The sequence below is a fragment of the Streptomyces anandii JCM 4720 genome (assembly GCF_014650655.1).
Classification (GTDB): Bacteria; Actinomycetota; Actinomycetes; order Streptomycetales; family Streptomycetaceae; genus Streptomyces; species Streptomyces anandii.
This window is the reverse complement of the sequence record NZ_BMVJ01000011.1, coordinates 166,063-175,460: the sequence shown is the minus strand read 5'-3', so window position 1 is coordinate 175,460 and position 9,398 is coordinate 166,063. Positions and strand designations below refer to the sequence as shown.

Sequence of the window (9,398 nt, the reverse complement as noted above, 5' to 3'; positions counted from 1 at the left end):
GGCCGGTCTCCTGGCTTACAGGTCGTACGTTCGCCGTTCCTGCCTTCCCGGTCGTTGGACCAGTGGCCCGGCGGATGCCGGACGGAACGGGAACTCCCTGATCACAGTGGCGAGGGCCGCGTCGACGTCGCATCGACTTCCCGAGCACCACGGCCCGCCCACCGTAGAGGCGGAAGCGGTTGCCTGCATAGCTGCACATCTGCGCAGGTATCCAAGATCACATGTGCGCCTGCGAGGATGGCGGTATGCATCTCGTCCCTGCCGACCGCGCGGACCGCCGCACCATCGACGGTCACCGGGTGTGCGACGCCATCGCGGCCATCGGCGACGCCGGGCACGTCCGGGCCTGGGCCGACCGCTTCGCCCTGCTCGCCGACCCCAAGCGGCTGGCCCTGCTGATCGCCCTGCACCGCACCGGGCCGCTGGCCGTCTCCGACCTCGCCGTCGCCACCGGCATGAACGACCCCGCCGTCTCCCAGGCCCTGCGGCTGCTGCGGGCCGCCGGGGTGGTGGAGGGGGAGAAGGAGGGCCGGATCGTCCGATACCGCGTGGTGGACCCCGACGTCCAGGGCCTGCTGAAGCACTGCGCGGCGGACGGAGGCTGACGTCTCGCGCGCGGTGCTTCCGGTCGGTGCGCGCGCCGGTCTCCTCCGGGGTTCACTTTTCCGGCGATCTGGACAGATTCGATCCAGGCAGTTTGCCTGAGAGCCGATCCGCCGAAGAGGAGACCGCGTGACCGACCGCGCCACCACGCACGACTCCCCGTCCCCCGCCGCACACGGAGCCCTTCCCGACCTGTCGTCCCGGGACCCCGACTGGTGGCGGCAGGCCGTCGTCTACCAGGTCTATCCCCGCAGCTTCGCCGACGCGGACGGCGACGGCCTCGGCGACCTCAAGGGCGTCACCCGGCGCCTCGGCCATCTCGCCGCGCTCGGCGTCGACGCGGTGTGGCTGAGCCCCTTCTACCCCTCCGAACTGGCCGACGGCGGCTACGACGTCGCCGACCACCGGGCCGTGGACCCGCGCCTGGGCACCCTGGACGACTTCGACGCCCTGACCGCCGAGGCCCACCGCCTGGGCCTGAAGGTGATCACCGACCTCGTCCCCAACCACACCTCCCACCTGCACCCGTGGTTCCAGGAGGCGTTGCGCTCCGCTCCCGGCTCCGCCGCCCGCGCCCGCTACGTCTTCCGCGAGGGCCGCGGCGAGCACGGCGAACTCCCGCCCACCGACTGGCGGTCCGTCTTCGGCGGCAGCGCCTGGCGGCGGGTGCCCGACGGGCAGTGGTACCTGCACCTGTTCGCGCCCGAACAGCCCGACCTGAACTGGCGCGAGGAGGAGGTGCGCGCCGACTTCCGTGCCACCCTGCGGTTCTGGTCCGACCGGGGCGTGGACGGCTTCCGCGTCGACGTCGCCCACGCCCTGGTCAAGGACCTGGACGAGCCGCTCAGGGACGTCGGGGACATCGGCGTCACCGGCGAGGACTCGCTGCCCCGCCTCCCGCCCGGCAGCCACCCGTACTGGGACCGCGACGACGTGCACGAGATCTACCGCGACTGGCGCCGGATCTTCGACTCCTACTCCCCGCCCCGCACCGCCGTCGCCGAGGCCTGGGTGCCCGACAGCCGGCGCGCGCTGTACGCCCGCCCGGACGAGCTCGGCCAGGCCTTCAACTTCGAGTATCTGCAGGCCGGGTGGGACGCGGGCGAGCTGCGCGAGGTGATCGCCTCCTCGCTGGCCACCGCGCGGGCCGCGGGCGCCTCGGCCACCTGGGTGCTGTCCAACCACGACGTGATCCGGCACGCGTCGCGCCTGATGCTGCCGCCCGGCACCGACGACAACGCCTGGCTGCTCGCGGGCGGGCGCGCGCCGGCCGTGGACGCGGCCGCCGGGCTCGCCCGCGCCCGCGCGGCGACGCTGCTGATGCTGGCGCTGCCCGGATCGGCCTACCTCTACCAGGGGGAGGAGCTCGGCCTGCCCGAGGTCGCCGACCTGCCCACCGAGGTCCTGCGGGACCCGATCTGGGAGCAGACCGGGCACGTCCGCAAGGGCAGGGACGGCTGCCGGGTGCCGCTGCCGTGGACGTGCGCCGGACCGTCGTACGGCTTCGGGCCGGGCGGCGCCTGGCTGCCCCAGCCCGCGTACTTCGCGGCGTACGCCGTCGAGGCGCAGGACGGGGCCGAGGGCTCGACGCTGGAGCTGTACCGCACGGCGCTGCGGCTGCGCCGCAAGCTGCTGGACGGCGAGGACCTGACCTGGATGGAGGAGACCCCGGACGGCGTGCTGGGCTTCGCCCGCTCGGAGGGCTGGCGGTGCGTCACCAACCTGTCCGGCGAGACCGTCCCGCTGCCCCCGGGCGAGGTGCTGCTGAGCAGCGGGCCGCCCCTCAAGGACGGCAGGCTGGAGCCGGACACGACCGTGTGGCTCGCGTAAGCCGCGCGCCAGGGCGCGGGTCCGGCTCCACCGTCCGCCGGATCCGGCCCGCTCAGCCCACCGTCGGGCTCGGCGAGGGGGCCGGGGCCTGGCCCTGGCCCGAGCCCGTGACCGGGGCGCCGTCGATCACCAGCGGGCTGGAGGTGGCGTTCGGCGGCGGGGGCAGCACCACCTCGGGCTGCCCGGCCGGCGGGGGCGGCGGGGTCAGGTCGGTGTCGGGCAGCTTGGGCGGGGTGGTCTGCTGGAAGAGCACCTGGTCGAAGTTGACCAGGCCCGTCTGCTCCATGACCGTGATGTGGTCCAGCACCGTGGAGTTGGCCTGGTTGGCGAGCTCGCGGACCAGGGTGTTCTTGGTGGTGGAGCGGATCTTCGCGATCGTGTTGAAGATCGACCCGTGGGTCACGCGCAGGATGTTGGCCATGTCGGTGTCGAACTGCTTGCCGGTGTCCGCGCTGAGGGTGTTGACGAACCCCTGCTGCTGCGGGCTGGCCAGGTTGGGCAGCGTGATGTTGAGCATCGGCGCGATCTTGCGGCAGCTGGCGTCCAGCGCCGCGTGACCGTCGATCAGGTGCCGCCCGGCGGTCACCACCGCCTTGGTGGTGCCCTTCTTGACCGCCATCTGCCCGACGGGGTACTCCCACAGCCCTGCGGCCCGCACCTTCACCACGAAGTCGCGGTCCGACTCGGTCAACGGTCCCCACTGGGTCTGCGCGATGACGCGCGAGCCGTCGCTGGAAACCTTGCTGACGCCGAGCATGCTGGGGTAGGCGAGCGCGACAAGGGTCAGGCTGAGAGCTCCGCCCACGAAGAGAGTTCCCGTCGCGTTCCGCGAAAAGCGCACCGTGCCTCCTGCCCGGTCAAGGATCCCGCCAGGTGGGCGGTTCGGACGTACAGGAGTACGGACAGGGAGGCGCGCGGAACCTTTTGATTTGGTAAAAACTCGAGCCGAGGGGGAACGGCCCGGAGGGAGCGGCGACACGGCAACGCCCAAGGGTTGACGCAACGTTGACCACGCCGTGGGAGAGCGCTGGGCGGGGGCCGTCCTAGATTCGCCGCATGCCCCCACTGCCCCCCGGCGTGCCCGCCGCGCTTCCCGTGCTGCCCTACCGCAAGCCCACCAAGGGCCGTGACTACTGGGTGATCGACGACGTGCTGCCCGACGCGGACGCGGTGCGCGAGCGCTGCCTGGCCAGGAACGACTGGGTCGAGGGCTACCCGTACACCTCGCAGACCTGGCCCGGGCTGCGCACCATGCCGGGGCTGGAGCCGGGCGAACTGGCGCGCGTGGAGCGGCTGGTGCGGCAGGCGACCGGGGCGAAGCGGCTGTGGGTGCAGCAGGCGCCCGGCGGCGGCACCCTGAACCACAACTGCGTGCAGGTGGTCGGCGAGGGCGAGAGCGAGCCGCGGCCGCACACCGACTCACGGGCGCTGTGCCGGTACGCGGCCGTGCTGTACCTCAACCCCTCAGTGCCCAAAGAATGCGGGACCAGCTTCTACCGGCAGTCCCTGCCGGGCGGCCGGCTCGGCGGCAATGTCGTGCAGGCCCCGCACACCAACCTGGTGGAGGCCCTCGGCACCCGGTTCGTCGCCCCGGACGCCTTCGAGGAGGACGTCCGCGTGCCGCACCGGGCCAACCGGCTGCTGCTCTACCACGCCAACCTCGTGCACAGCGCGACCGGTTACACCGGCAGCACCCTTCAGGACAAGCGCATGACGGCCGTCTTCTTCTGGATGGCGTGACCGCGCCGGTGGCCGAAGGCCCTCGGGCCGGCCGCGGTCAGTAGCGCAGGGCGGTGCCCACCTCGGGCTTCACGTTCCCGGAGAGCTTGTGCGTGCTGCGCGCGGTGCCCTTGCCGGTCCTCCCGGCCGGGACGTCGTTCACGGTGACGACGACGGTGTCGAGCAGATTGCCGCCCGCGTCCTTGAAGTTGACCTGCACGGCGAACGACTTGGCCTTGTCCGCCTTGTTGTCGACGGTCACCTCGGCCGTGGTGCGCCCGTCCGCGTCGGTGGCCGGGGCGCCGAGGGTGACGGCGTCGCGGGCGTCGATGCCGTTCTTGATCCCGTCAAGCCGGCGGCCCGCCTCCGCGGTGGCCGACGCCAGGGCGTCGTTGGCCTGCGAGGCGAGCGAGGCGGCCGCGGAAGCGGCCTTGCTGGCGGCGCCGGACGGGTTGAGGTCCGACGGGTTGACGCCCGACTGGTTGTTGCCGCCGCTGCCGCCGGAGCAGGCGGCCAGGCCCGCGGCCAGCACCGCGACCAGCGCTGCCGCCGCGGCCCGCGCCCTCGTCCGGCGTGCCCGGTGAACGGTCATCGTGTCTCCCATCGTCTGCCCCCAGTGAAAGGGCGGGGCGCGGACACCCGCACGCGGAGTTCGGCCGTACGGGCGCCCGCAGGCGTGATACTCGCCGTATTGGATGCCGCAGGGATCAAGAGGTGGACGACGACATGACCGACAGCAGCCGCACCGTGGCCGTCCTGGGCACCGGGATCATGGGCGCCGCGATGGCCCGCAACCTCGCGCGGGCCGGGCACACCGTCCGGGCGTGGAACCGCACCCGCGCCAAGGCCGAGCCGCTCGCGGCCGACGGGGCGCAGGTGGCCGCCACCCCGGCCGAGGCGGTGCGCGACGCCGACGTGGTGCTGACGATGCTGTTCGACGGCGACACGGTCCTCGAGGTGATGCGCGAGGCCGCGCCCGCGGCTGCCCAGGGGGCCGCGTGGGTGCAGTCGACCACCTCCGGCCTCCGCTCCGTCGGCGAACACGCCGCCCTCGCCGGCGAACACGGCCTGCTGTTCTACGACGCGCCCGTGCTCGGCACCAGGCAGCCCGCGGAGGCGGGGCAGCTGACCGTGCTGGCGGCGGGCCCGGACGGGGGGCGGGACGCGGTGACGCCGGTGTTCGAGGCGGTCGGCGCCCGCACGGTGTGGACCGGGGACGACGGAGCGGCGGCCACCGCCACCCGGCTGAAACTGGTCACCAACAGCTGGGTCGTCGCGGCCACCGCCGCGACCGGCGAGGCCCTCGCCCTGGCCAAGGGGCTCGGCGTCGACCCGCAGGGCTTCTTCGACCTCATCTCCGGCGGCCCGCTCGACATGGGCTACCTGCACGCCAAGGCCGCCCTGATCCTTCAGGGCGGGCTGCTGCCGGCGAGCTTCGCCGTGACGACCGCCGAGAAGGACGCCCGCCTGATCGTGGAGGCGGGCCGGGAGCACGGCGTCCGCCTCGACGTGGCCGCCGCGAGCGCCGAACGCTTCGCCCGCGCCGCCGCCCAGGGCCACGCGGACGAGGACATGGCGGCGGCCTACTACGCCAGCTTCGAGGGCGAGGCGGGCGCTCAACCCAGGCAGACCACCAGCAGGCAGAGCTGAGAGGACTGGGAGCCCTGCGAGGACTGCGAGCCCTGGGAGGTCTGGGAGCTCTGCGGGGGCTGGGACGGGGCCGTCGTGGGGCTCGTGCCGGCCGGCCGTGAGGCGGCGGAGCTGCCGGACGCGGAACCCGTCGAGCCCGTGGCGGCGGCGGGTCCGGTCGAGCCGGTGGTGTGCTGCCGCACCGTCGTCGTGGCGGAACCGGCCGCCGCCGACCCGCCGGACGCGATGGCCGGGGAGCCGCCCGACTGCCGGGCCACCGAGCCGCCGGCGTCCTTGGTGTGCGCGGGCGCGACCGCGTTCGGGTGGACGTCCGCGGTCGTGGCGTCCTGGGACGCGACGGTGCCGGTCCCCTGCTGCCCGGGCGCGGACGCGTGGCTGCCGCGGGTGGTGTGTCCGGTCCCGGGGGAGGACGGGGCCTGACCGGCGTCCGGGGTGGCGGGCTGCCGGCCCACGCTGTCGGTGTGCGGCGCCTGTGGCGCGGACGCGGCCTGGGCGCGGCTGCCGGTGTGCCGCTCCATGGAGGCGACGGTGAGTCCGCCGCCGACCAGGGCCACGGCGGTGGCGACCAGCGCCCGGCGCTGGGTCTTCTTCCAGCGGGCCTGCTGCCGCCGCCGCGCGGCCCGCCCGGGGCGCGCGCGTTCGGGCGCCGGGTGGATCACGTCGACGGGGGCAGCGGCCGGATCCGGGTCCGGGGCGTGCACCGCGAAGGGCGCCTGGGCGGCGGGCGGTGCGCCGCCCGCCGCCGCGCCCGGGGCGAAGGGCGCGGCGGAGTCGGCGGTGGCGTCCGGGGCTATGTCCGGCGCGTAGGCGCCGCAGCCGGGGCACACCAGGGCGCCGTTGAGGTGCCGTCGGCACGTGGAGCAGTAGTCCATCCGGGTTTCCGGTTCTTTCCAGGTAGGCCAGCCGGGCGGCCAGTCACGCTAACAAGGCTTTCGCGGGACTGTGTGCAGCCTGTGTGACGCTCCTGCGGGGATTCGAGGGGCCGTGCGGGGGCCGTGCGTACCCATGTGTGCGGGGGCACCACGCTGAACCACGCCCGTCCGATCCGCATCTGACTGGGCGGACGGGTGGAGGAAGGACGGAACGTGCTCAACGGTGAGAGGGCGGCGGCCACGCCCGCGAACGGCGGGCGGCTCGGCCGTATCGGCCGTTATCCGGTGCGGTGGCACACCGCCCTGCTGACCGCGTGGACGGCCTTGTGGTTCCTGGTGGCCGAGCGCCACGGCGCCGTGTCCTGGCACTACCTCAGGACCGGCGAGGAGCTGCTGTTCAGTCAGGTGCCCGGCGGCGGGCTGGCGTTGTACGCCAACCACCCCGAGCTGCAGATCGGGCCGGTCAGTTTCGTAATGGCCGCGCTGTTCCGGCCCTTCCCGGCCGCGGCGGGCGAGAACCTGGCCGAGGCGTTCATGTCCGGGCTGGGCCTTTACATGCTGGTCCTGGTGGGACGTACGGCCGCCGAGCACAACCTGGGTACGGGGGTGAACCACCGGCGCCTCCAGCAGCGCGTGCTGGTCGCCGGGGCCGCCTTCATCCCGATGTGGGTGGAGGTCTCGGTGCGGTTCGCGCACCTGGACGACGTGCTGGCGCTGTTCTTCACCACCCTCGCCGTGCGGGCGCTGGTGCGCGGAAACGCCACCGCGGTGGGCGTGCTGCTGGCGCTGGCCGTGGACTCCAAGCCCTGGGCGGTGGGTTTCCTGCCGCTGCTGCTGGCGCTGCCCCGGCCGGCGCGGCTGCGCGCGGCCGTGTGGGCGGTGGGCCTGGTGGCCGTGGCCTGGCTGCCCTTCTACCTGACCCACCTGAACACGTTCGCCGCGGCCCGCTTCACCATTCCCAACCAGCCGGCCTCCGCGCTGCGCTGGTTCGGGGTGAACGACCCGGCGACGCCCTGGTGGGACCGCCCGGCGCAGATGGGCCTCGGGATCGCCCTGGGCGCGCTGGCCGTGCGCCGGCAGCGCTGGGCGGCGGTGGTGTTACTGGCCGCCGACGCGCGCATCGTGCTGGACCCGAGCGTCTACACGTACTACAACGCCTCGGTGCTGCTCGGCACGCTGATCTGGGACTCCATCGGCCAGCGGCGGCTGGTGCCCTGGGTCAGCTGGATAGCGCTGATCTCCCTGTACGGCAGCGTCCTGCTGATCCCCTCGGACTCCGCGCGCGGCCTGATCCGGCTGGCCTTCGCGGCGGGCTCCGCGCTGTACGTCCTGTGGTGGCCCCAGCGCACGCCCCGCAACAGGCGTGCGCCGGGGCGCGAGCCGGGTCCGCCGCGGCTGCCGAGGCAGCGCGGGGCGACGAACCGTCAGGCCAGGTCGGTCAGTTCGTCGGCGTAGACCTGGGACAGCGGCTGCGGGCCCACGTACTGCTGGCAGTTGCACTGCCCGGGCTCGAAGCGCAGCGGCTTCTTGTTCTCGTCCCAGGCGGTCGGGACCTCCACGCGCTCGTGGCAGCGGCCGGCCTTGTCGTGCTTGGAGAGATGGTGCGTGCAGCCGCACACCGGCTCAGGCGGTCTGTGCGCGGCCTCGACGGCCAGCCGCTCGGACTTCTTCGCCTCCATCAACTCCATCTTCCGCTGGTGCCGGTTGCGCATCGCGGTGCGGACGGTGTCGGCGAACCACGCGAAGCCCCCCGTCCAGAACAGGATCAGCACCCACCAGATCCAGCCCATCGATCACTCACCCTTCCCCCTGATCAGTTCAGGACAAGCATCCGCGCTGCGGGCCTCGCGCGCCAGCACCACGGGGCCGCCGGCTCGTACGACTCCCGTACGGCGCGCGGGCCGGGGGCGCGAGGCGGCGAGCAGCGCCGCGGCGGGGAGGCGGCGCAGGCCGCGGTCGTGGCACAGGCCCAGGACGACCGCGGCGGCCACCGCGATCAGGTGCTCACGGCCGGCGAGGTTGGGCTTGACGATCGACTCCACCACCATCGACCCGCCGGTGAGGAAGAAGACCACCGGGGCCCGCCGTACGACCGACAGGTAGGTGAACAGGCCCACCACGGCGGCGGACGGCCCGGTGTCCAGGACGTGTCCCACCCCGGGCGGCAGCCCGAACCCCCACCAGCCGGGCCCGAGCGCGATCATCACCCGCACGGTCAGGGTGCCGGCCAGGGTGGTGGCGTAGGAGATGAACAGGGTGCGGCGGCGGCCGAGGGAGAGTTCGGCGAGCGCGAAGGCGAGGAACAGCTGGGTGATGCCGGCCCACACCGGCAGGTCGAGCGCGGGCACGTACAGCGACACCGGGGTGCGCAGCAGGGCCAGCCACAGCGGCAGGTCCGCCTGGACGCCGCCGAGGAGGCGTACGGCCGTCGCTCCGGTGGGGTGCTGCGCGATGCCGTGGAAGAAGACCACCCCGAAGGCGGCCACGAAGGCGAGGACGAGCCCGGACAGCCCGCGGTGCGTCAGCTGCCGCACGGGATCCACGACGATGGCCCGGAACTCGCCGCGCAGGGTGCGTGCGGCGAAGCGCGTGGCCCGGATCAGGGCCGCGTTCGCCCGCGGCACCGCACCCGTCCCCGACTCCGGTCTCATCCGATCCCCCCGGACGGAACGCCGGCCCCGCCGCGGCGATGCCTCACTGCCCGGCTCCTCGAAGCAGTTCCCC

At 73.8% G+C, this 9,398-nt stretch carries 10 protein-coding genes and 1 riboswitch; of the genes, 5 read left to right on the top strand and 5 right to left on the bottom strand.

The window, feature by feature from the left end; genetic code table 11:
• Positions 1 to 181: riboswitch (cobalamin riboswitch) on the bottom strand.
• 64 nt (positions 182 to 245) lie between these two features.
• Together IE249_RS21035 and IE249_RS21030 are read left to right on the top strand one after the other, a co-directional pair.
• Positions 246 to 605, top strand: a complete 360-nt coding sequence (locus IE249_RS21035; protein ID WP_189706742.1) for an ArsR/SmtB family transcription factor — start codon at positions 246 to 248, stop codon at positions 603 to 605.
• A 127-nt stretch (positions 606 to 732) separates the two neighbouring features.
• A complete protein-coding gene (locus IE249_RS21030) occupies positions 733 to 2,433 on the top strand; it encodes a glycoside hydrolase family 13 protein (protein ID WP_189706740.1) in 1,701 nt (566 codons plus the stop codon).
• Positions 2,434 to 2,485: 52 nt separating this feature from the next.
• Here IE249_RS21030 and IE249_RS21025 read toward each other — a convergent pair whose 3' ends face one another.
• Complete coding sequence (locus tag IE249_RS21025; RefSeq protein ID WP_189706738.1) at positions 2,486 to 3,238, bottom strand: DUF4142 domain-containing protein; 753 nt, start codon at positions 3,236 to 3,238, stop codon at positions 2,486 to 2,488.
• A 251-nt stretch (positions 3,239 to 3,489) separates the two neighbouring features.
• Here IE249_RS21025 and IE249_RS21020 point away from each other — a divergent pair, with 251 nt between their 5' ends.
• Entirely contained in the window at positions 3,490 to 4,173 is a 684-nt protein-coding gene (locus IE249_RS21020) for a DUF6445 family protein (RefSeq protein WP_189706736.1), read from the top strand.
• Positions 4,174 to 4,210: 37 nt separating this feature from the next.
• On the opposite strand, the gene IE249_RS21015 is transcribed toward IE249_RS21020, so the two are convergent.
• The gene (locus IE249_RS21015) at positions 4,211 to 4,744 is read right to left on the bottom strand and encodes a hypothetical protein (protein ID WP_189706734.1); all 534 of its coding nucleotides are present in this window, start codon (positions 4,742 to 4,744) and stop codon (positions 4,211 to 4,213) included.
• Positions 4,745 to 4,878: 134 nt separating this feature from the next.
• Between IE249_RS21015 and IE249_RS21010 the strand changes: the two genes are divergently transcribed.
• On the top strand, positions 4,879 to 5,802 hold the full coding sequence (locus tag IE249_RS21010) for an NAD(P)-dependent oxidoreductase (RefSeq protein ID WP_189706732.1): 924 nt from the start codon (positions 4,879 to 4,881) through the stop codon (positions 5,800 to 5,802).
• Here IE249_RS21010 and IE249_RS21005 read toward each other — a convergent pair.
• A complete protein-coding gene (locus tag IE249_RS21005; RefSeq protein ID WP_189706730.1) occupies positions 5,769 to 6,674 on the bottom strand; it encodes an SCO2400 family protein in 906 nt (301 codons plus the stop codon). The two genes, IE249_RS21010 and IE249_RS21005, sit on opposite strands and share 34 nt — an antisense overlap.
• Before the next feature lie 213 nt (positions 6,675 to 6,887).
• Between IE249_RS21005 and IE249_RS21000 the strand changes: the two genes are divergently transcribed.
• Positions 6,888 to 8,129: a hypothetical protein gene (locus IE249_RS21000; protein WP_189706718.1), complete on the top strand. Its 1,242-nt coding sequence runs from the start codon at positions 6,888 to 6,890 to the stop codon at positions 8,127 to 8,129.
• Here IE249_RS21000 and IE249_RS20995 read toward each other — a convergent pair.
• Both IE249_RS20995 and IE249_RS20990 read right to left on the bottom strand, forming a co-directional pair.
• Entirely contained in the window at positions 8,099 to 8,464 is a 366-nt protein-coding gene (locus IE249_RS20995; RefSeq protein WP_189706716.1) for a hypothetical protein, read from the bottom strand. The genes IE249_RS21000 and IE249_RS20995 overlap by 31 nt on opposite strands.
• 3 nt (positions 8,465 to 8,467) lie before the next feature.
• Positions 8,468 to 9,325 carry a hypothetical protein gene (locus IE249_RS20990; protein ID WP_373304423.1) on the bottom strand — a complete coding sequence of 286 codons (858 nt, stop codon included), beginning with the start codon at positions 9,323 to 9,325 and terminating at the stop codon, positions 8,468 to 8,470.
• Between the last annotated feature and the right edge of the window lie 73 nt (positions 9,326 to 9,398).